Origin of the sequence: Streptomyces sp. NPDC048734, from assembly GCF_043198675.1 — a bacterium.
Lineage (GTDB): Bacteria > Actinomycetota > Actinomycetes > Streptomycetales > Streptomycetaceae > Streptomyces.
The window spans coordinates 1-21,941 of record NZ_JBICUZ010000008.1 but is presented as its reverse complement, the minus strand read 5'-3'; the positions used below and the strand labels follow the sequence as shown (position 1 = coordinate 21,941).

The 21,941-nt window shown below is 72.7% G+C and carries 17 protein-coding genes; 12 read left to right on the top strand and 5 right to left on the bottom strand.

Annotation, left to right across the window (positions count from 1 at the left end; genetic code table 11):
- Positions 1 to 65: 65 nt before the first annotated feature.
- From ACGFQC_RS21545 to ACGFQC_RS21535, 3 genes are all read right to left on the bottom strand, one after another.
- Complete coding sequence (locus ACGFQC_RS21545; RefSeq protein WP_363086497.1) at positions 66 to 1,370, bottom strand: coenzyme F420-0:L-glutamate ligase; 1,305 nt, start codon at positions 1,368 to 1,370, stop codon at positions 66 to 68.
- Complete coding sequence (cofD, locus tag ACGFQC_RS21540) at positions 1,367 to 2,326, bottom strand: 2-phospho-L-lactate transferase (RefSeq protein ID WP_363086496.1); 960 nt, start codon at positions 2,324 to 2,326, stop codon at positions 1,367 to 1,369. Before cofD ends, ACGFQC_RS21545 begins: the two co-directional genes overlap by 4 nt.
- A gap of 76 nt (positions 2,327 to 2,402) precedes the next feature.
- Entirely contained in the window at positions 2,403 to 2,933 is a 531-nt protein-coding gene (locus tag ACGFQC_RS21535; protein WP_363086495.1) for a cysteine dioxygenase family protein, read from the bottom strand.
- A gap of 716 nt (positions 2,934 to 3,649) precedes the next feature.
- Here ACGFQC_RS21535 and ACGFQC_RS21530 point away from each other — a divergent pair.
- The 3 genes from ACGFQC_RS21530 (at position 3,650) to ACGFQC_RS21520 (ending at position 9,356) form a co-directional block, all read left to right on the top strand.
- Positions 3,650 to 3,919, top strand: a complete 270-nt coding sequence (locus ACGFQC_RS21530; RefSeq protein WP_363086494.1) for a WhiB family transcriptional regulator — start codon at positions 3,650 to 3,652, stop codon at positions 3,917 to 3,919.
- 167 nt (positions 3,920 to 4,086) lie between these two features.
- Entirely contained in the window at positions 4,087 to 7,755 is a 3,669-nt protein-coding gene (locus ACGFQC_RS21525; RefSeq protein WP_363086493.1) for a glycosyltransferase, read from the top strand.
- The gene (locus ACGFQC_RS21520; RefSeq protein WP_363086492.1) at positions 7,752 to 9,356 is read left to right on the top strand and encodes a DUF5719 family protein; all 1,605 of its coding nucleotides are present in this window, start codon (positions 7,752 to 7,754) and stop codon (positions 9,354 to 9,356) included. Before ACGFQC_RS21525 ends, ACGFQC_RS21520 begins: the two co-directional genes overlap by 4 nt.
- A 36-nt stretch (positions 9,357 to 9,392) precedes the next feature.
- Here ACGFQC_RS21520 and ACGFQC_RS21515 read toward each other — a convergent pair whose 3' ends face one another.
- A complete protein-coding gene (locus tag ACGFQC_RS21515) occupies positions 9,393 to 9,842 on the bottom strand; it encodes a metallopeptidase family protein (RefSeq protein ID WP_363086912.1) in 450 nt (149 codons plus the stop codon).
- 294 nt (positions 9,843 to 10,136) lie between these two features.
- Between ACGFQC_RS21515 and ACGFQC_RS21510 the strand changes: the two genes are divergently transcribed.
- The 8 genes from ACGFQC_RS21510 to ACGFQC_RS21475 all read left to right on the top strand — a co-directional run bounded on the left by ACGFQC_RS21510 (position 10,137) and on the right by ACGFQC_RS21475 (position 19,496).
- Positions 10,137 to 10,559 carry a DUF3499 domain-containing protein gene (locus tag ACGFQC_RS21510; RefSeq protein ID WP_363086491.1) on the top strand — a complete coding sequence of 141 codons (423 nt, stop codon included), beginning with the start codon at positions 10,137 to 10,139 and terminating at the stop codon, positions 10,557 to 10,559.
- A 212-nt stretch (positions 10,560 to 10,771) separates the two neighbouring features.
- Positions 10,772 to 12,136, top strand: a complete 1,365-nt coding sequence (locus tag ACGFQC_RS21505) for a phosphomannomutase/phosphoglucomutase (protein WP_363086490.1) — start codon at positions 10,772 to 10,774, stop codon at positions 12,134 to 12,136.
- 655 nt (positions 12,137 to 12,791) lie between these two features.
- On the top strand, positions 12,792 to 12,962 hold the full coding sequence (locus ACGFQC_RS21500) for a Trm112 family protein (protein ID WP_150471318.1): 171 nt from the start codon (positions 12,792 to 12,794) through the stop codon (positions 12,960 to 12,962).
- Positions 12,963 to 13,229: 267 nt separating this feature from the next.
- Positions 13,230 to 14,363, top strand: a complete 1,134-nt coding sequence (locus ACGFQC_RS21495; RefSeq protein WP_363086489.1) for an SIS domain-containing protein — start codon at positions 13,230 to 13,232, stop codon at positions 14,361 to 14,363.
- 197 nt (positions 14,364 to 14,560) lie between these two features.
- Positions 14,561 to 15,712, top strand: a complete 1,152-nt coding sequence (gene manA, locus ACGFQC_RS21490; protein ID WP_363086488.1) for a mannose-6-phosphate isomerase, class I — start codon at positions 14,561 to 14,563, stop codon at positions 15,710 to 15,712.
- 194 nt (positions 15,713 to 15,906) lie between these two features.
- The gene (locus ACGFQC_RS21485) at positions 15,907 to 16,887 is read left to right on the top strand and encodes a cation diffusion facilitator family transporter (RefSeq protein WP_363086487.1); all 981 of its coding nucleotides are present in this window, start codon (positions 15,907 to 15,909) and stop codon (positions 16,885 to 16,887) included.
- A gap of 349 nt (positions 16,888 to 17,236) precedes the next feature.
- Positions 17,237 to 18,694 carry an adenosylhomocysteinase gene (gene ahcY, locus ACGFQC_RS21480; RefSeq protein ID WP_363086486.1) on the top strand — a complete coding sequence of 486 codons (1,458 nt, stop codon included), beginning with the start codon at positions 17,237 to 17,239 and terminating at the stop codon, positions 18,692 to 18,694.
- 187 nt (positions 18,695 to 18,881) lie between these two features.
- Positions 18,882 to 19,496 carry a hypothetical protein gene (locus ACGFQC_RS21475; protein WP_363086485.1) on the top strand — a complete coding sequence of 205 codons (615 nt, stop codon included), beginning with the start codon at positions 18,882 to 18,884 and terminating at the stop codon, positions 19,494 to 19,496.
- 17 nt (positions 19,497 to 19,513) lie between these two features.
- Here ACGFQC_RS21475 and ACGFQC_RS21470 read toward each other — a convergent pair whose 3' ends face one another.
- Positions 19,514 to 20,446 carry an RDD family protein gene (locus ACGFQC_RS21470; RefSeq protein WP_363086484.1) on the bottom strand — a complete coding sequence of 311 codons (933 nt, stop codon included), beginning with the start codon at positions 20,444 to 20,446 and terminating at the stop codon, positions 19,514 to 19,516.
- A 127-nt stretch (positions 20,447 to 20,573) separates the two neighbouring features.
- Between ACGFQC_RS21470 and ACGFQC_RS21465 the strand changes: the two genes are divergently transcribed.
- Positions 20,574 to 21,578 (top strand): stage II sporulation protein M, encoded by a 1,005-nt coding sequence (locus tag ACGFQC_RS21465; RefSeq protein ID WP_363086483.1) that lies wholly within the window; start codon positions 20,574 to 20,576, stop codon positions 21,576 to 21,578.
- The last annotated feature ends 363 nt before the right edge of the window (positions 21,579 to 21,941 follow it).

Genomic DNA, 21,941 nt, shown 5'->3' with positions numbered 1-21,941 from the left:
CCGGGAGGGGCCGCGCCACGCGACGACCGGAGCCCTACGAGGGTAGGCGCGAAACCGCCCGAGGGTCACCGCACCTCCACGAAGCCCGCCACCTCCCGCACACCCCGGACCTTCGGCTCCTCCGCCGGATGCCCGACCGCCACCGCCCCCATCGGATCCCAGTCCCCGGGCAGCTCCAGCACCTTCCTCACCACGTCCCGGCAGAACATGGTCGACGACACCCACGCGGACCCCAGCCGCTCCCCGGCCAGCGCGACGAGGAAGTTCTGCACCCCGGCCCCGGTCGCGACGACGAACATCTCCCGCTCGGCCGCGTCCCGCCGCGCGTCGCCGTAGGTGTGCGAGCCGTCCATCACCAGGCACGGCACGACCAGACAGGGCGCGTTGCGCAGGACGTCCCCGCGCCGCACCCGCTTGGCGATCGACTCCTCGGACCTGCCGTCCCGCCGCAGGTCCTCGATCCACGCGTCCCGCATGGCGTCCAGCAGCCGGACCCTGGAGCCCGCCGACTCCAGGAGCACGAACCGCCACGGCGTCGTGTGATGCGGCGCCGGCGCCGTCAGGGCGGCGGCCACGGCCCGCCGCAGCGCGCCGGGATCGACCGGCTCGTCGGTGAAGGAGCGCACGGTCCGCCGCTGGGTGACCGCCAGCCGTACGGCCTCGGACGTCCCGAGCCGGAACATGTCGTCGCGCGCGCCGCGCACCATGGCACGGGCGCCCTCCCCGTCGCCGTCGGCCATGACCTGGGGCAGACCCCGCACCACGGCCACGGGCAGCCCCGCGGCCTTCCCCTTGACCAGATCGCCCGCGGCGGCCAGCTCGTCCGCCGTGGCGACGACGGTGGCGCCGAGCGGGTTGCCGTACGCGTCCGTGCCGCCCCGCAGGTCGTCCAGCACGCGGACGCCCGCGGCGCCGATCGCCACATCGGTGAGTCCCGCGCGCCAGGGCCGCCCGAAGGTGTCGGTGACGAGGACTCCGACGTCGACGCCGAGCGTGTCGCGCAGCCCGTCGCGGATCGCGCGCGCGGAGGCGTCCGGATCCTCGGGCAGCAGCAGTACGGTCCCCGCGGGGGTGTTGGAGGCGTCGACGCCGGCGGCCGCCATGACCAGGCCCTGCCGGTTCTCGACGATCCGTAGCGCCCCGCGGCGGGCCACGACCCGCACGGTCTCCGCGTCGATGGCGGCCTCCCGGTCGTCCGCCCGCACGACGCGTCCTTCCGCCTTGGACACGATCTTCGAGGTCACCAGCAGGACGTCCCCGTCGGCGAGCCCCGGCTCGGCGGCGGCGATCAGCTTGGCGAGGTCGTCGCCGGCCCGCACCTCGGGCAGCCCGCCGACGGCCCAGACCCGGTAACCGGTCTCCGCGCTCACGCGCCCCGCACCTCCTCGGCCAGCGCCAGCGCCTCCGCGGCCATCCGCGCGCTCGCCTCGACGTCCGTCATCATCAGCGGGACGGCCCGGCAGCGGATCCCGGCGGCCTCGATCCGCGCCACGCAACCCGCGTCGACGGTGTCCACGAGCCAGCCGTCCAGCAGCCCCGAGCCGTAGTGCTCGGCGACCGCGGCGGCCGTCGACTCGACGCCGACCGCCGCCAGCACCTTGTCGGCCATCCCGCGCACGGGCGCGTCCCCGACGATGGGGGAGAGGCCCACCACCGGCACCCCGGCCTCGGCGATCGCCTCACGGATGCCGGGCACGGCGAGGATCGTGCCGATGGACACGACCGGGTTCGACGGCGGGAAGACGATGACGTCCGCCTCGGCGATCGCCTCCAGCACACCGGGCGCGGGCTTCGCCTGCTCGGCGCCGACCGGCACGATCGCCTCGGCCGGCACCGACGCCCGCAGCCGCACCCAGTACTCCTGGAAGTGGACGGCCCGGCGCTCGCCGTCCACCTCGACGGCGACATGCGTCTCGACGCGGTCGTCGCTCATCGGGATCAGCCGGACCCCCGGCTTCCACCGGTCGCAGAGCGCCTCGGTGACCGCGCTGAGCGGATACCCGGCGCCGATCATCTGCGTCCGCACGATGTGCGTGGCGAAGTCCCGGTCGCCCAGCCCGAACCACTCGGGTCCCACGCCGTAGGCCGCGAGCTCCTCCTTGACGCGGAACGTCTCGTCGGCCCGCCCCCAGCCCTGCTCCTCGTCGATGCCGCCGCCGAGCGTGTACATCACCGTGTCGAGGTCCGGGCAGACCTTCAGCCCGAAGAGGTGGATGTCGTCCCCGGTGTTGCCGATGACCGTGATGTCCGCGTCCGGCGCGGCCCGCTTCAGACCGCGCAGGAACCGGGCACCACCGATGCCGCCTGCCAGAACCACAATGCGCATGCGCCAAGTCTTGCAGGCGGGTACGACAACCCGTCACACAGTCACCGCCCACCGCCCCCGGCCGGTGGGCGACGGGTCACGCGGTGACGGCACGCCCCTCGCAGGACGGCGCCGCGTGCATAGGCATCTCCGTCAGGCCGGGGAAGTACACGTGCAGGCTCACGGCCGGCTCCAGCGTGTCGTTGACCACCTCGTGGACGTACCCCGGAGCGAACACCCTCCCCCACTCCCGGCTCCGCTCGGGCCCGGTGGCCCCCACCGGACGCGCGGACAACGCGCGCGTGCCGTGCTCCGTGCGCTCGGTCAGCGTGCCCTCCAGGACGGTCAGCACCCCGGAGGAACGGCCGTGGCCGTGCGGTCCGGTGCCCTGTCCGGGCACCCAGGACAGCAGCCACACCTCGTAGCCGGGGCCGGTGCGCAGCCGGTGGTACCAGCGGCTGGTCGCGTCGTACCGGACGAGGTGCTCCCACTGGGAGCGGTCGGCGGCGATGGACCGGGCCAGGCCGGCGAACTCGGCGACGGTGGCCGGGTGCTCGCGGGGGGCCTGGAGGAGGTGCGGGACTTCGAGGATGTCGCCGGCGATCTGGAGGTCGCTGTCGCTGTTCATGGGATGCGGTGGTCCTCGGCGGGAGAAGAGGCGGGGGGCTGGGTGTCACGTGCCGTCCGCCCGGATCACGGGCGAGAGGGGTGCCCTGGTGAGGGCGTGGAACAGGCAGCCGAGTCGAGGTCGGACTCAGGAGCAGCCGGAGCGACGGAACAGGCTCAACAGCTGGAACGGCGACAACAGCTACAGCGCGCCCGGGCAGCACCGTGGGACCCGGCGGTACGGGTCGAGGTGAGCGCCAAGTTCGCGAGCATGCCCACAAGGACAGCGGTTTACACCCTCGGTGTCAACTCGGCAGCCGTCGGGCGAGACCGGTTCACCTCATCAGGTTCATCTGCGAGGTGAAAGGTTTGTGCATGCCCTCACCGGGACACATGGCGCACAAGCCGGGCGCGAGGACCCGTTGCGATCCCGTGGTCCGACTGTGATCCGGTTCGCTTCCGGGCGCGTGTCGGAACGAGATCGCCCCCCTGGGCGTCCTTCCCGCACAGGAACTGTGTGGGGCGGAGGCCCTCCGGGGCCTCATCTGCGTGTCAAGGTTTATGACGATTTGAACACTTAACGCATGGCCTTGGTTCCGCAGAGTGAATAAGAGGCCCAATAGCAGATCTCAGCTTGACTCGCCCGGAGCAGCACACTTGTAATTTCACTCGTGTCGTTCAGCCGACATCGGTAACGGCCACGTCACGGGGACGCGAAAGACAGAGCGAGGGGCGCACATGACCGAGCTGGTGCAGCAACTGCTGGTCGACGTCGACGACACGGACGAGGAACTCGGCTGGCAGGAGCGCGCACTGTGCGCCCAGACCGACCCCGAGTCCTTCTTTCCCGAGAAGGGCGGCTCCACCCGCGAGGCCAAGAAGGTCTGCCTCGCCTGTGAGGTCCGCTCCGAATGCCTCGAGTACGCCCTTGCCAACGACGAGAGATTCGGCATCTGGGGCGGACTGTCCGAGCGGGAGCGCCGCCGACTGAAGAAGGCGGCCGTCTGAGCACGGCCCGGCCCGGACTTCGAACGGCCCGTCGCGGGCGGCTTGTCCACAGGCGGCGGGCCGCCGTCGTGCACAGCCGATAGTGTGGGCGCTCGTCCGAGACGCCCCGCCGCCCCCGTGCGGCGCAGGCGTCCACCGCAGTCCACCGAACCGGGGCCCGTACCTCGATGTCCGTGCACAGCCAAACGGCAGGTCAACGCGACGCTGCCACTCCTGAGTTCCCGCGCCACGTGGTGACCGCGGTCCTCGTCTCCCACGACGGCGCCCGCTGGCTGCCCGACGCGCTCGCCGGGCTGCTCGGCCAGGAGCGTCCCGTCCAGGCCGTCGTGGCCGCCGACACCGGCAGCGCGGACGACTCGGCCCAGCTGGTCACCGACGCCCTCGGCGCCGACCACGTCCTGCACCTCGCCCGGCGCACCGGCTTCGGCCAGGCCGTCGAGGAGGCGAGCCGGACCGCCCCGGTCCTCACCCCCGACGAACTGCCGTACCTCAGACGCCCGAGCGGCTGGGACCCCGTCACGCGCACCTGGCACGACGACGCCTACGACCTGCCCGACCTCCCGCACGGCGAACCCGTCCAGTGGCTGTGGCTGCTGCACGACGACTGCGCGCCCGAACCCGACGCCCTGGCCGAACTGCTGCGCGTCGTGGAGAACGAACTCGCACTGGGCCGTGACGACGTCGCCGTCGTCGGCCCCAAGCTCCGCGGCTGGTACGACCGCCGCCAGCTCCTCGAGGTCGGCGTCACCATCGCCCACTCCGGCCGCCGCTGGACCGGCCTGGACCGCCGCGAACAGGACCAGGGCCAGCACGACCACGTGCGTTCCGTGCTGGCCGTGTCCACCGCCGGCATGCTCGTCCGCCGCGACGTCTTCGAGGAACTCGGCGGCTTCGACCGCCGGCTGCCCCTCATGCGCGACGACATCGACCTGTGCTGGCGGGCGCACGCCGCAGGCCACCGCGTCCTCGTCGCCCCCGACGCCGTCGTCCGGCACGCCGAGGCCGCCTCCCGCGAGCGGCGCGCCGTCGACTGCGCGGGCCGCACCACGTCCTCCCCCCACAAGGTCGACAAGGCCGGCGCCGTCTACACCCTCCTCGTCAACAGCCGTACGGCCCTGCTGCCCTGGATCCTGGTCCGCCTGGTCGTCGGAACCCTCCTGCGGACCGTCGCCAACCTCGTCGGCAAGGTCCCCGGACAGGCCCTCGACGAGATCCGCGGTCTGCTGGGCACCCTGCTGCGACCCGAGCGGATCATCGCCGGACGGCGCCGGCGCGGCAGCTCCCAGATCGACAAGGACGAACTGCGCCCGCTGTTCCCGCCGCCCGGCGCGACCGTACGGGCCACTGTCGAACAGGTGGCGGGCAACCTCTTCGGCGCCACCGACACCGAGACCACGACCGGAGCCGGCCGGCACGGCGGCGCCGTCGAGTCGGGGCCCGGCGGCGACGACGCCGACTTCCTCGAGGTCGAACAGTTCGCCCGCCTCAAGCGCATCGCCCGCAAACCGGGCCCGGTGCTCTTCCTGGTGCTGCTGCTGGTCTCCCTGGTCGCCTGCCGCAACCTCCTGGGCGGCGGCGCCCTCGCCGGAGGGGCCATGCTGCCCGCCCCGGCCGACGCCTCCGAACTGTGGTCGCGCTACCTCGACGCCTGGCACCCGGTCGGCGCCGGCGGCACCCCGTCCGCCCCGCCGTACCTCGCGGTCGTCGCCCTCCTGGCCTCCCTGCTGTTCGGCTCGACCGGCCTCGCCGTCACCGTGCTGCTGGTCTGCTCGGTGCCGCTGGCGGGCCTCACCGCCTACTTCGCCTCCCGCCCGCTCATCGGGTCGAGCCTGCTGCGCGCGTGGGGCGCCGTCGTCTACGCCTTCCTGCCCGCCGCCACCGGCGCCCTCGCGGGCGGCCGCATCGGCACCGCCGTCCTGGCCGTCCTGCTGCCGCTCATCGCCCGCGCGGGCATCGCCGCGAGCGGCCTCGCCCACACCTCCGGCGCTCGCGGCAGCTGGCGCGCCACCTGGGCGTACGCCCTGCTGCTGACGCTCACCACCGCCTTCACGCCGATCGTCTGGCCCATCGCGCTGGTCCTCGGCCTCGCCGTCCTCGCCGTGCGCCGCACCGACATCCCCGCCCACGGCCTGCGCTTCCTGGTCCAGCTCGGCACCCCCCTGCTGGTCCTCGCGCCCTGGTCGCTGTCGCTGCTCCCGCTCGGCTTCTTCACCGAAGCCGGCCTGGAGTACGGCCCCTCGGCGGCCTCCGCGACCGACCTGCTCGGCATCAGCCCCGGCGGCCCCGGCACGGTCAGCGGCCTGATGCTCATCGGCGTCGTCCTGGCCGCACTGGCCGCCCTGCTGCGCACGGAGCGCCAGTTCGGCATCTGGACGGCCTGGGCGGTCGCCCTGGTCGGCCTCGTCTTCGCGGTCCTGTCCAACACCTCCGCCTGGGCCGGCCCCGCCACCCTCGTCTACGGCATCGGCCTGCTCGCCGCCGCCCTCATGGGCGCCGACGGCGCACGCACGCGTGTCGCCGAGCAGAGCTTCGGCTGGCGCCAGCCGGTCGCCGCCCTCATCGCCTTCGCCTCGGCCGCGGGTCCGCTGCTCGTCGCCGCGGGCTGGATGCTCGGCGGCGCCGACGGCCCCCTGGAGCGCCGCACCCCGGTCCAGGTGCCCGCGTTCGTCGCCGAGGAGAGCAACACCCGCGACCAGGCCCGCACCCTCGTCCTGGAAAGCGACTCCGCCGCGCACGTCGGCTACATGCTGGTCCGCGGCTCCGGCGCCCGCATGGGCGACGCCGAACTCGCCACGGCCGGGGGGGAGAACGCCCCCCTCGGCAAGGTCGTCGCCAACCTCGTCGCCGGCTCCGGCGCCGACCAGGCCGACCAGCTCGGCAAGTTCGCCGTCCGCTACGTCCTCGTCCACAAGGGGGCGCCCCGCGAGGTCACCCGCGTCCTGGACGCCACCCCCGGCCTGTCCCGGCTCAGCCAGCAGGACGACAGCGCCCTGTGGCGCGTCGACCAGGAGGTCTCCCGCGCGGCGATCGTCACCGACTCCGGCAAGGGCACCCCGACGGCGGTCGCCGCAGGACCGGTCGACATCCACACCACGGTCCCCGCGGGCGCCGACGGCCGGATCCTGCGCCTGGCCGACGCCGCCGCCGACGGCTGGACCGCCACCCTCGACGGCGAGCCGCTCACCCGCACCACCGTCGACGGCTGGGCCCAGGGCTTCGAACTGCCCGCCTCCGGCGGCCGCCTGGACGTCACCTACGACGACCCGTTCGGCCACACCGCCTGGCTGTGGGCGCAGGGCCTCCTCGCCCTCGTCCTGGTCGTCCTCGCCCTGCCCGGGCGCCGCCGCGACGTCGACGACGACCTCCCCGAGGAGCAGCCCGTCCCGGCCCGGGCCGTCGAGGGCGAGGGCCGCCGCGCCCGCCGCCTGCGCGCCCAGGCCGAATCCGAGGACCCCGGCCGGGACGAGGACGTCACACCCCCCGCGCCCGAGGAGACCCCGGCCGCGGTGCCGCACCAGCAGTCCTACGACGACTGGGAGGCGCCGGCCGACCCGCCCACCCGGTACGACGCCTACGGTAACGAGCAGTACCAGGGCGTCCCCCAGCAGTACGCGGCCGGAAACTACGACCAGGCCTCCTACGACCCGTACCAGGCGGGCCGGTACGACCCGTACGCCTACGAGGCCCGGCCCGAGGCCACCGCCGCGTACGACCGGGCCTACCAGCAGAGCTACGACCCGTCGGCGTACCAGCAGGGCGGCCACGACCCCGCACACGACCCGGCGCAGCACCCCCACGGCACCGGCAGCGAGCGCCCCGACGGGAGCCAGCAGTGAACCGCACCACCCTGTCCCTGATCGCCGGCACGGTCGCACTGGCCGCCGTCACCGGTTTCGCCACGCTCAGCGAGCCGGACGCGTCCGGCACGGACACCGCCGAGGCGGCCGCGGTCCTGCCCGTGGAGCGCACCGGCCTGCTCTGCCCGGCACCCAGCGCCTCCGACCTCGCCGAGACGACGTACACGTCGTTCACCCCCGTCACCAAGGGCACCGGAAGCGACGGCTCGGCCGAACTCCTCGCCGTCTCCGAAGAGTCGACGGACACGGCCGTCGACGAGGACACCGGGGAGCCGGCCGGGGACGACGAGAACACGGACGGGACCGGCACCGGCGAGACGGACACCGACAAGGCGGCCGACGGCGAGAAGGCCGACGACAAGAAAGCCGACGACCAGAAGACCGCGGCCGAGCCGGTCCTGACCCCCAAGGCGCCCGGCACCCCCGTCACCGCCGAGACCTCCGGCGCCGACGAGCCCGCGCTCGTGGGCACCGCCGAAGGCAGGTTCGCGCCCGGCTGGACGGTCCAGCAGACCACCCAGGTCACCGCCGGCAACGGCCGCGGCCTGCTCGGCGTCACCTGCACCGCCCCGGACACGGAGTTCTGGTTCCCGGGCGTCAGCACCGCGGCCGACCGCACGGACTACGTCCACCTCGTCAATCCCGACGACTCCGCGGCCGTCGCAGACATCGAGCTGTTCGGCAAGGACGGCACCGTCACGACCACGGTCGGCGAAGGTCTGACGATCCCGGCGCACTCCAGCAAGCCCATCCTGCTGTCCACCCTCACCGGCGAGAAGCAGGACGACCTGACCGTCCACGTGAACGTCCGCAGCGGCCGCGTCGGCGCCGCCGTACAGGCCCTGGACGACAAGCTCGGCGGCGACTGGCTGGCCGCGTCCACCGACCCCGCGGGCACCCTGGTCGTCCCCGGCATCCCCAAGGACGCCACGGCGGTCCGCCTCGTCGCCTTCGCGCCGGGCAACGCCGACGCCGACCTCAAGGTGCAACTCGCCTCCCCCACCGGCCTGATCACCCCCGCCGGCCAGGAGACGATGCACGTCAAGGGAGGCATGACGACCGCCCTCGACCTGGGTGACGTCACGCGCGGGGAGGCCGGCTCGCTGGTCCTGACACCCACCGACGGGTCGGCGCCGGTCGTCGCGGCCGTCCGGGTCGTGCGCGGCAAGGGCGACAAGCAGGAGTCGGCGTTCATCCCCGCCACCGGCCCGGTCGGCACGCGCGCGTCCGTCGCCGGCAACGGAGCCAAGGACGCCACGCTCTCCCTGACCGCGCCCACCGCCACCGCCAAGGTCGAGGTCACCGCGTCGGCGGGCACCGGCGGAGGCACCGCGGTCTCCAAGACGTACACGATCAAGCAGGGCACCACCCAGGACGTCCCGCTCCCGGTCCCCGCGGGCCTCAAGGGCACCTACGCCCTGACCGTGGAGAACCTCACCGCCGCACCCGTCTACGCCGCCCGCACCCTGACGGCGACGGAGAGCGGCATCCCCGGCTTCACCGTCCAGACCCTGCCGGACGACCGGGGCACCGTGGCGGTACCGGAAGCCGACGAGGACATGACGGTGCTGCAGAAGTGAGTACGGCGAGGACTGAGCGCGCGGCCGCCCGCGCGCTCAGTCCTCGTCGTAGCGGGGATCGACCGTCTCCGGAGTCAGCCCCAGCAACTCCGCCACCTGTTCCACGACGATCTCGTGCACCAGCGCGGCCCGCTCCTCCCGCCCCTTGGTGCGGATCTCGACGGGCCGCCGGTAGACGACCACCCGCGCGCGGCGGCCGTCCCGCGCGGAGACCGTGCCGCCCAGCGGAACCGCCTCGTCGTTCCACGGCTCCCCGGAACCGTCCAGCCGCGGCACCTCGAGCACCACGAAGTCGATGTCGGCGAGCTGCGGCCACCGCCGCTCCAGCCGGTCCACCGAGTCCTGCACCAGATCCGCGAACACCTCGCCGCGGCTCGCCGCCAGCGGTACCTGAGGGGGCGCGATCGGCCCGCGCATCCCTCTTCCGTGGCGATCACGACGACGAGGGCCGGGGGCTGCGGCACGAGGCGGTACGGGGCTGTCCATCACCACCGCAGAGTAGTCCCCGCCGCCACCGGCCGCCCGGCTCCACGCGGCAACCCGGCCACCGTCCGGCCGCTCGCTCCGCATGTCCCGGGACGGCCGTTCCGGCCAAGGTCCGGCTCGATTCCGTATCTCTCCGAGACCGTCGAACTCGCGGCAAATGACGGTGTTTGTCCGCTCCGGCGACCGGGCCTGGACACCTTCCTCACCCTCAGGACTGGTGTTCGCGCAGGTCAGCGGGGTATGACTGGAGTCGTCTGTGGGGCGTTTCACAACCCGACACGGTGGAGTGACCTGGTGGAGAGTCGTCGCGGCCCGCTCAAGAGTGCGGTACCGTCCAACATCGTGAGCCCTGTACGTCGCTGTTCGCGAACCGCCTGCGGCCGACCCGCCGTCGCGACGCTGACGTACGTCTACGCCGACTCGACCGCGGTCCTCGGCCCGCTCGCCACCTACGCCGAACCCCACTGCTACGACCTGTGCGCCGAGCACTCCGAGCGCCTCACCGCCCCGCGCGGCTGGGAGGTCGTCCGGCTCCTCGACGGTTCGGCTCCCACCCGTCCCAGCGGCGACGACCTCGAAGCGCTCGCCAACGCCGTCCGTGAGGCGGCCCGCCCACAGGGACGCGTGGCCGGCGCCGGCGGCGCGAGCCGCGGGGCGGACCCGATGGAGGTCGCCCGCCGCGGCCACCTGCGGGTGCTGCGCTCGCCGGACAACTGACCCGCCCGCTCTGTGCCGTCCGGCCGACGCACGGCCACGGCCCTGCCGTCGCGGCGGACGGAACCGGATCGAAAGCTTCCCTTCCCCGTGGCTCCGACCTGAGGTGACGGCGCGCGTCACGTCTGCGGGCCGGAGCCGGCGGACCCGCGACGGCCTGTCGGTCGCGCCGGGTAGTTTGTGGTGACTGACGAGACTTTCAGGAAGGTTTGGCCGTGGCTGCTGATCTGTCGCAGATCGTGAAGGCGTACGACGTACGCGGGGTGGTCCCGGATCAGTGGGACGAGTCGCTGGCCGAACTGTTCGGGGCGGCCTTCGCCCAGGTGACCGAGGCCGAGGCGATCGTCGTCGGCCACGACATGCGCCCCTCGTCCCCCGGCCTGTCCGCCGCGTTCGCCCGTGGCGCGGCCGCACGCGGCGTGCACGTGACCGAGATCGGCCTGTGCTCCACGGACCAGCTGTACTACGCCTCGGGCGCGCTGGACCTGCCGGGCGCCATGTTCACCGCCTCGCACAACCCGGCGCAGTACAACGGCATCAAGCTGTGCCGTGCCGGCGCCGCCCCGGTCGGCCAGGACACCGGCCTGACACAGATCCGCGAACTGGTGCAGACCTGGTCCGAGACGACCGGCCCCGAACCGGCCGCGCGGCCCGGCACCATCACACGGGCGGACACGCTGGACGACTACGCGGCCCACCTCCGCTCCCTCGTCGACGTCACCTCCATCCGCCCCCTGAAGGTCGTCGTCGACGCGGGCAACGGCATGGGCGGCCACACCGTCCCCACCGTCCTCGAAGGCCTGCCCCTGACCGTCGTCCCCCTGTACTTCGAACTGGACGGCACCTTCCCCCACCACGAGGCCAACCCCCTCGACCCCGCCAACCTCGTCGACCTCCAGAAGCGGGTGCGCGAGGAGGGCGCCGACCTCGGCATCGCCTTCGACGGTGACGCCGACCGCTGCTTCGTGATCGACGAACAGGGCGACCCGGTCTCCCCGTCCGCGATCACCGCCCTCGTGGCCGCCCGCGAACTCGCCCGGTACGGCGGCAAGGGCACCGTCATCCACAACCTGATCACCTCGTGGACCGTCCCCGAGGTCGTCAGGGAGAACGGCGGCACCCCCGTCCGCACCCGCGTCGGCCACTCCTTCATCAAGGCGGAGATGGCCCGCACCGGCGCGATCTTCGGCGGCGAGCACTCCGCCCACTACTACTTCAAGGACTTCTGGAACGCCGACACCGGCATGCTGGCCGCCCTCCACGTCCTCGCGGCCCTCGGCGGCCAGGACACCCCCCTGTCCGCCCTCGTCGCCCAGTACGACCGCTATGCCGGCTCCGGCGAGATCAACTCCACGGTCGACGACCAGAAGGCCCGCATCGCCGCGATCAGGTCCACCTACGGCGCCCGCCCCGACACCACCCTCGACGAGCTGGACGGCCTCACGGTCACCACCCCCGACTGGTGGTTCAACGTCCGGCCCTCCAACACCGAACCCCTCCTCCGCCTCAACGCGGAGGCCCGCGACGAGGCGACGATGAGGAAGATCAGGGACGAGGTCCTGGCGCTCATCAGAGGCTGAGACACGAGATCGCCGCGCCGACGGTTCACGGACGCGGCACGCTGGCCGACACCGGTGGCGTGTGCACGGGGCTGAGCCGGTTGATGTCGGCGGGTCGCGTACGGGGCTGAGCCGGTTGATGTCGGCGGGTCGCGTACGGGGCTGAGCCGGTTGATGTCGGCGGGTCGCGTACGGGGCCGAGCCGGTTGATGCCGGTGGGTCGCGTACGGGCGCGCCGGTTGATGCCGGTGGCGTGTGCACGAGGCCGAGCTGGTCGACGCCGGTGGCGCGCACGGCGGCGAGACCGAGGTGAGGGCCGAACTCGTCGACGGCGCCCTGGAGGTCACCTTCACCGAGCCGGTCCGCGGCGGGCGGTTCTTGGACGGGTGCGTGCTGGTCGACGCCGGGTGCTTTCAACCCGTCCGGGGCATCCCCTCCGGGGGAGCTCGAGAACGAGGCCGTCCAGACCGATCGGGGGTCCAGGGGGTGGATCCCCCTGGCGGGGCGCTGAAGGGGCAGAGCCCCTTCAGGACGGGACGGGAAGGGGCGGCGGGGGCGACAAACCCCGCACCGGACCACCCCACACCCCACCCCCACCAGCGGTACCCTGACCAGGCACATCCACCCCGGACCCACCAGCCACATCCACCCCGGACCCACTCCGAAAGGACACCCCATGCCGCTCGAAGCCGGCCTCCTGGAGATCCTCGCCTGCCCCGCCTGCCACGCCCCCCTCAAGGAGCAGGACACCGAGCTGATCTGCACAGGCCAGGACTGCGGCCTGGCGTACCCGATCCGCGACGGCATCCCCGTCCTCCTCATCGACGAGGCCCGCCGCCCCGCGTAACGGTGCCCGGCCCGCCGTACGGGCCGAAGCCGACCGCACGCGAGGCGACCCGCACGCGAGGCGACCCGCACGCGATGCGCACGCCAGACGATGCGCACGCGAGGCCACGCTCACACGAGGTCACGCGCACGCTGGGATACGCGCACACGACGCGACCCGCACGCTGGGCCACACGCACGCGAGCGACCGCACGCAAGACGACCCGCACCGCTCGCCCGCGCAGCGCCCCGCACACCGACGACCACAGGCGATCGGAGACCTGACGCCATGCTCGACGAATCGCTGCTCGACACGCCGGAGGCCCTGGCCGAGGCGGACCACCGCGCCCTCCTGCGGGGAGCGGCCGAGGCCGGCGCCCGCGTCCGCACCGCCGTCCGGCACGCCACCGAGGCAGGCGTGCAGCGGCTCGAACCGGACGGCCGCCCGCGCGCGATCCTCCTCGCGGGCCCCGGCGCCGCCGCCACCTGCGTCGCCGACCTCCTCGGCACACTCGCCGGCGCCGCCTGCCCGGTCACCCGCCTCGCCCCCGCCGGCGTGGCCCCCGCCGCGGGCGCCCTCCGCTGGGAACTCCCCGGCTGGGCCGGCTCCGTGGACCTCCTCCTCATCACCACCCCCGACGGCACCGAGCCCGGCCTCTCCCTCCTCGCCGAGCAGGCGTACCGCCGCGGCTGCACCGTCGTCGCCGTGGCCCCCGCCGGCTCCCCGCTCGCCGAGGCCGCCGACGCGGCGCACGGCCTGTTCGTCCCGATGGCGACCGCCCCGTACGAGCAGGACGAGCAACCCCCCGTCGCGGCCTCCGCCCCGGGGGTCCTGTGGGCGCTCCTGACCCCCCTGCTCGCGCTCCTGGACCGCATCGCCCTGATCTCCGCTACGCCCGAGGAACTCGAGAAGGTCGCCGACCGCCTCGACCACGTCGCCGAACGCTGCGGCCCGGCCGTCGCGACCTACAGCAACCCCGCGAAGACCCTGGCCGCCGAACTCGCCGACTCCCTCCCCGTGATCTGGACGGAGGGCACCTCGGCCGGTCCGGCGGGCCGCCGCTTCGCCGCCGCCCTCGCCGAACTCGCCGGCCGCCCCTCCCTCGTGGCCGAACTCCCCGAGGCCCTCGCCGCGCACAACGCCCTGCTCGCCGGCCCGCTCGCCGCCGGCGCCGATCCGGACGACTTCTTCCGCGACCGCGTCGAGGAAGCGCCCGCCCTGCACGCGCGCGTGGTGCTGCTGCGCGACCGCCCGATCGGCGGCCTCACCGCCGCCCCTGCCGCCCGCGAGCTGGCCCTCAGCCACGACACACCGATGAGCGAGCTGGAACCGGAGGCCGGCGACGAACTCGTCGCCCTCTCCGAACTGATCGCCATGACGGATTTCGCCGCCGTTTACCTGGCGCTCGCTTCGGGAGCCTGATCTGACGACGACTGTCCGCCCGGCCCCCGAAAGCCGGCACGGACCGTCGCCCCGGACAGCAGCAGGCAGCCGGCCGGCCGCCGCACACCTGACGGCCGACAATGACCGCCGGTGGCCGGTGGCCGCCCGCCGGCAACGGCAGCCGACCGCCGCCCGCCCGACCGCAGGACAGACAGAACAGGCAGGCAGACACCCGCATGGACCGCCTCGACAACACCATCCGCCCCTACGCCTGGGGTTCCCCCACCGCCATCCCGCACCTGCTCGGCGTCGAACCCACCGGCGAACCCCAGGCCGAGATGTGGATGGGCGCCCACCCCGGCGCCCCCTCCCGCACCGGCCGGGGCGCCCTCGGAGAGGTCATCGAGGCCGCCCCCGAGCGGGAGCTGGGCGAGAAGACCGTCGCCAAGTTCGGCCCCCGCCTCCCCTTCCTCCTCAAGCTCCTCGCCGCCGGCGCCCCCCTCTCCCTCCAGGTCCACCCCGATCTGACCCAGGCCCAGGAGGGCCACGCCGACGAGGAACGCCGCGGCATCCCCGCCGACGCCCCGCACCGCAACTACAAGGACGCCAACCACAAACCCGAACTCATCTGCGCCCTGACCGAGTTCGACGGCCTCTGCGGCTTCCGCGACCCGGCCCGCGCCGCCGACCTCCTCGACGCCCTCGGCGTCGACTCCCTCAAGCCGTACGTCGACCTGCTGCACGCCCAGCCCGAGGAGGCGGCCCTGCGCGAGGTCCTGACGGCGATCCTCACCGCGGACCCGGACGAGATGGCCCGCACGGTCGCGGCCGCGACCATTGCCTGCGACCGGCTCGGCGGCGACCACGCCCCCTACGCCGGCCTCGCCCACCACTACCCCGGCGACCCCGGCGTCATCGCGGCGATGCTCCTCAACCACGTCCGCCTCCAGCCGGGCGAGGCCCTCTTCCTCGGCGCAGGCATCCCGCACGCCTACCTCAACGGCCTCGGCGTCGAGATCATGGCCAACTCCGACAACGTCCTGCGCTGCGGCCTCACCCCCAAGCACGTCGACGTCCCCGAACTCCTGCGCGTCGTCCGCTTCGAGTCCGGTGATCCCGGCGTCCTGCGCCCCGAGGCCGCCCCCGACGGCGAGGAGGTCTACGAGACCCCCATCGACGAGTTCCGCCTCTCCCGCTACGTCCTCCCCGAGGGCGCCGCCCCGCACGACCTCACCCTGACGACCCCGCAGATCCTGCTCTGCACGGCCGGCACCGTACGGGCGGGCGAGCACGACCTGACACCCGGTCGGTCCGTCTTCGTCCCCGCGGGCGAAACAGCCGAAGTGTCCGGAACCGGCACCGTCTTCAGGGCCACCGTGATCGCCTGACGCATCCCACCCGCCCGTCCGGGCACACGCACGACGGGCCGGACTGCAACAATGACCCACCGCAAAGGTCGGGCAAAGCCGAAGACGGCGTACAGCCCGGCCGGCACCCGCACGAGGCGACCCAGGGGCGGCATCCGAACCCGCCCCGGGACGACCCCGAGAACGACCCGAGGACGAAGGGACCACGCGACCACATGAGCGCGTCAGGCGGCACCAAAGCGATCGTTGCGGCACTCGCCGCCAACCTCGCGATCGCGGTATCGAAGTTCGTGGCGTTCCTCTTCAGCGGCTCGTCGTCGATGCTCGCCGAGTCCGTGCACTCGCTCGCCGACTCCGGCAACCAGGCCCTCCTCCTCGTCGGAGGCAAGAAGGCGCAGCGCGAGGCCACCCCGCAACACCCCTTCGGCTACGGCCGCGAGCGCTACATCTACGCCTTCCTCGTCTCCATCGTCCTGTTCTCGGTCGGTGGCATGTTCGCCATCTACGAGGGCTACGAGAAGATCAAGCACCCGCACGAGATCGAGCACTGGTACTGGCCGGTCGGCGTCCTCGTCTTCGCGATCATCGCCGAGTCCTTCTCCTTCCGGACGGCCATCAAGGAGTCCAACACCCTGCGCGGCAAGAAGTCCTGGAAGGAGTTCGTCCGCCACGCCAAGGCACCCGAACTGCCCGTCGTCCTCCTGGAGGACCTCGGCGCCCTCGTCGGCCTCATCCTCGCCCTCGGCGGCGTCGGCATCGCCCTGGCCACCGGCGACGGCGTCTGGGACGGCATCGGCACCCTCTGCATCGGCGTACTGCTCATCCTCATCGCGCTCGTCCTGGCCGCCGAGACCAAGTCCCTGCTGCTCGGCGAGGCGGCCGGCGTCGAGGACGTCCAGAAGATCGAGGCCTCGGTCGTCGACGGAGCGACCGTCACCGGCATCATCCACATGCGCACGCTCCACCTCGGCCCCGAGGAACTCCTCGTCGCGGCCAAGATCGCCGTACGGCACGACGGCACCGCCACGGAGATCGCCGACGCCATCGACGCCGCCGAGTCCCGCATCCGCCAGGCCGTCCCGATCGCCCGCGTCATCTACCTCGAGCCCGACATCTACAACGAGACCGAGGCCGCCAAGGGCCCCGACCCCGAGGCCACCCCGGGCGGCCCGGCCCACCCCCCGGCCGACCACTGACCCCGCCCCCCCTTCCGGCCGACCACCTGCCCGGACCGCCCGACGGGGCCCGCCGACCACCGGCGGGCCCCGCCGCCTTTCCCGGACCAGGCCGGTCACATCGGCGTGATCTGTTCGCCGACGGACTGGGGCCGCCCGCCGCGTCCGGTGTAGCTTGGAACGGAGCCAGACGTCGCTGCTGATGGCGGTCGGGCGGTCGCACACGGACCGTCCGAGGGAGAGAGGGCCTCCGACGGACTGCGCTGCGCGCACGCGGGCATGCCTGTGTCCCCACGGGGCACCCCTGTGTCCGCTCGCCGCGCAGACCAGCCGTACCCAGACCTCTCCCCAACCCGAGGAGCAGCTCCACATGACCACTGTCGACAACCGGCAGGACTTCAAGGTCGCCGATCTCTCCCTGGCCGAGTTCGGCCGCAAGGAGATCACCCTCGCCGAGCACGAGATGCCCGGCCTGATGTCGATCCGCAGGGAGTACGCCGAGGCCCAGCCCCTCGCCGGCGCCCGCGTCACCGGCTCCCTGCACATGACGGTGCAGACCGCCGTCCTCATCGAGACCCTGGTCGCGCTCGGCGCCCAGGTCCGCTGGGCCTCCTGCAACATCTTCTCCACCCAGGACCACGCGGCCGCCGCCATCGCCGTCGGCCCCGACGGCACGCCCGACAACCCGCAGGGCGTTCCGGTCTTCGCCTGGAAGGGCGAGACGCTGGAGGAGTACTGGTGGTGCACCGAGCAGGCGCTGACCTGGCCGGACAGCCCCACCGGCGGCCCGAACATGATCCTGGACGACGGCGGTGACGCCACCCTGCTGGTCCACAAGGGCGTCGAGTACGAGAAGGACGGCAAGGTCCCCTCGGTCGACACCGCCGAGAACGACGAGCACCGCGTCATCCTCGAGCTCCTCAACCGCACCATCACCGACGGCTCCCAGAAGTGGACGCAGCTGGCCTCCGAGATCCGCGGTGTGACCGAGGAGACCACCACCGGCGTCCACCGCCTGTACGAGATGCAGCGCGACGGCGTCCTGCTGTTCCCCGCGATCAACGTCAACGACGCGGTCACCAAGTCGAAGTTCGACAACAAGTACGGCTGCCGTCACTCGCTGATCGACGGCATCAACCGCGCCACCGACGTCCTGATCGGCGGCAAGACAGCCGTCGTCTTCGGCTACGGCGACGTCGGCAAGGGCTGCGCGGAGTCGCTGCGCGGCCAGGGCGCCCGCGTCATCGTCACCGAGATCGACCCGATCTGCGCGCTGCAGGCGGCGATGGACGGCTACCAGGTCACGACCCTCGACGAGGTCGTCGACAAGGCCGACATCTTCATCACCACGACCGGCAACAAGGACATCATCATGGCCTCGGACATGGCCAAGATGAAGCACCAGGCCATCGTCGGGAACATCGGCCACTTCGACAACGAGATCGACATGGCCGGCCTCGCCAAGGTCCCCGGCATCGTCAAGGACGAGATCAAGCCGCAGGTCCACACCTGGACCTTCCCCGACGGCAAGAAGATCATCGTGCTGTCCGAGGGCCGCCTGCTGAACCTGGGCAACGCCACCGGCCACCCGTCGTTCGTGATGTCCAACTCCTTCGCGGACCAGACCCTGGCCCAGATCGAGCTGTTCACCAAGCCCGGCGACTACCCGACCGGCGTCTACACCCTGCCCAAGCACCTCGACGAGAAGGTCGCCCGCCTCCACCTGGACGCACTCGGCGTGAAGCTCACGACCCTCCGCCCCGAGCAGGCCTCGTACATCGGCGTCGACGTCGACGGCCCGTACAAGTCGGACCACTACCGCTACTGAGTCCACCCGGCCGCTGAGGAGCACGTCCGCGCACGAACGCACTCCTCAGCACCAGGTCCTCCGAGGCAGGCCCCCGCACCCCCGTGTCGGGGGCCTGCCCCGTCGGCCTCCGGCCGGACCGGCCGTCACCCGCACCGGCCCGGCACGCCGAGGTGACCGGACCAGACCGTCACACCCCAGGACCCCCATGCCCCGCGGCCGCTATTCGCTCCACGATCCGCACGATCACACCCCCCTCGCACACGAACACTTCCAATGCGCCCCCGGTCCCTCCGGCTGGCGCTATGTCTCCCGGCTGACCACCCCCACCGGCGACCACCACGGCTCCGTCGACCTCACGCTCGACGCCCTCGGACGCCCTCTCCGCCTCGAACTCCACGCGAGCGACTGGCAGGTACGCGGCGCGGCCCTCGACGGCGTCACCTGGGTCCGAACCGACCCCAACGGCACCCACGCCACGGAAGGCAACGTCCCCGCCCACGCCTTCACCGGCACCTCCCCCGCGTTTCTCGTCGCCACCACCCGCCTGCTGCGCCTCACCCCCTCCGCGTCCGCGACCCGCGTACGCCTCGTCGCCTTCACCGACCCGGTCCTCGCCCCGCGCACCGTGGACCAGTCCTGGGCCTTGGTGAGAAGAGAAGCACACACCACTGACAACGGGCCCCTGACCGTTGACGAATACCAGGTCACAGCCCTGGACACCGGTGAACAGCACAGCGTGCACATCACCGGGGACGTCGTCCTCGCGGCGCCCGGCATCGAGCTGGAAGACCTCGAGTCGCCCCCGTCGGCCTTCGACTGAGCCCACCCCGGCGACGGCTACGCGGGCGGGACGAACCCGGGGCCGGACCGCTCACCCGACGGCGGCTCCACCGGAGAAGCGCTCTCCGGCGCCGCAGCCGGCGCCCGACCCGCCCCGACACCCCCTTGCACGACCGGCGGACCCGGGACCGGCGCGCCCGACGGCCCGGCCCAGGCCGCCGAGCCCTGCCCCGCCACCGGCCCTCCGCCGAACGCCCGCCGCGCCTCCCGCACCTGCCGCTCCTGCACCACCGCGGCCACATACGCGGCCGGCGCCACCCCCGGCGGCACCGCGGCCCCCGTACGCTCCGCGAGATCACCGGCCAGACGCTCCGCCATCGCCCACCCCACCTGCGGATCCAACTGGTTCATCCGCCCCAGGTACTGCCGGGCCGCCAACCACAGCCCGTCCGGCACCGCCGACAGATCGAGCCCCGAGAACCTCCCGGCCAGCCACGGCGGAGGAGGCGGAACGAAACCCACCCGCGCCGCGGGCACCCGCTCCCGCACCACAAGCGTTCCCGCGAACACATCACCCAGCCGACGCCCCCGCGCCGACACCAGCGAGGCGACGCACGCCACCACCCCGGCCGTCAGCAGAATCTCCACCACCCCGAGCGCACCCCGTACCAGCGCGTGCCGGAACCGGATCGGCCCCCCGTCGTCCCGCACCACCCGCAGCCCACAGGCCGCCTTCCCGAGGGACCGCCCATGGCTGAGGGTCTCCACCGCTATCGGACCCCCCACCAGCACCAGCAGGAACGTGGCGATCGACACCGCCGTGCGCGCCGCCTCGTCCAGGGACGCCGTCGCCACCAGCAACGCGACACTCACCGCCGCATAGGCCACCAGAGCCACGGTCAGATCCAGCGACACGGCCAGCGCCCTGCTGGGCAGCCTGGCAGGCTGCAGCTCCAACGCCACCGCCTCACCCGTCACCAGCTCGCTCATGCCCGCGCCCCTTCCCTGACCTGCCGCGACACCGGCCAGTCTGCCAAGCTGAGAGCGCATCGCGCCGCAGTACGACAAGCTGACCCCGACCGGTCCGCCGACGAGCAGCCGAGGAGCAGGCACCCCGATGGACCTCGACGTCTTCGTCTCCGCCCACCGAGCCGAATGGGACCGCCTCGACGCCCTGCTGCGCCGCCGCAACCTCACGGGCACCGAGGCCGACGAACTCGTCACCCTCTACCAGCGCACCGCCACGCACCTCTCCCTCATCCGGTCCAGCGCACCTGACCCGCAGCTCACCGGCCGACTGAGCCAACTGGTGGCACGCGCGCGCAGTGTCGTCACGGGCACCCGTAAAGCCTCCTGGCGTGACGTCACCCGCTTCCTCACCCGGAGCTTCCCGGCGGCGGTCTACCGATCCCGCCACTGGTGGGTCCCCACCGCCCTGGCCTCCACGGCACTCGCGGCGCTCCTGGGCTGGTGGATCGGCACCCACCCGGAAGTCCAGTCCTCCATCGCGGCCCCGGACGAACTCCGTGCGCTCACTCGCCCCGGCGGTCAGTACGAGACCTACTACTCCAGCCACCCCGCAGCGTCCTTCGCCGCCCAGGTGTGGACGAACAACGCCCAGGCCGCCGCGATGTGCCTGGTCCTGGGGGTCTTCCTCGGTCTCCCGGTCCTCTGGATCCTCTTCCAGAACATGCTCAACCTCGGTGTCGGCATCGGACTGATGTCCTCGGCGGGCCGACTCGACACCTTCCTCGGCCTGGTCCTCCCACACGGCCTGCTCGAACTGACCGCGGTCTTCGTAGCCGCGGGGACCGGCCTCCGGCTCGGCTGGAGCGTCATCGATCCCGGCTCCCGCCCTCGCCGCACGGCTCTGGCAGAGGAGGGCCGGGCCGCCCTCGGCATGGCGATCGGCCTGGCCCTGGTCCTCTTCGTCTCCGGTGCCATCGAAGGTTTCGTCACCCCGTCGGACCTGCCCACCTGGTCCCGCATCACCATCGGCATCACTGCCGAGCTGGTCTTCCTCGCCTACGTCTACGTCCTGGGCGGCAGGGCGGCCCGAGCCGGCGACACGGGCGACCTCGAAGCAGCCGAACGCAGCGCCACGGTGCCGACCGCCGCCTGATGTGCATGTACGGCGGATGAACTGCTAGTCTCCTCTTCGCCCCGCAAAACCTGTTGACACAGGTCGTGTGGGGAGGTAGATTCGAACAGTTGCCTGGACTGGACTGAACCGGTCGGCGGCAAGGTTAGTATCTATAGAGCCTCTCGGAACTGGATTCCGTAGAAGCACCCCGAATGCATCGGAAATAAGTGGCCGGTCAGACCGGCCCGGAACTTCTGATAAAGTCGGAACCGCCGGAAAGGAAACCGCGAAACAAAAGCGGGAGCCCGGAAAGCGCCGAGGAAATCGGGCCGGGAAACGGTCTGGTAGAGTCGGAAGCGCAGGACCGAAGGGAAGCGCCCGGAGGAAAGCCTGAGAGAGTCT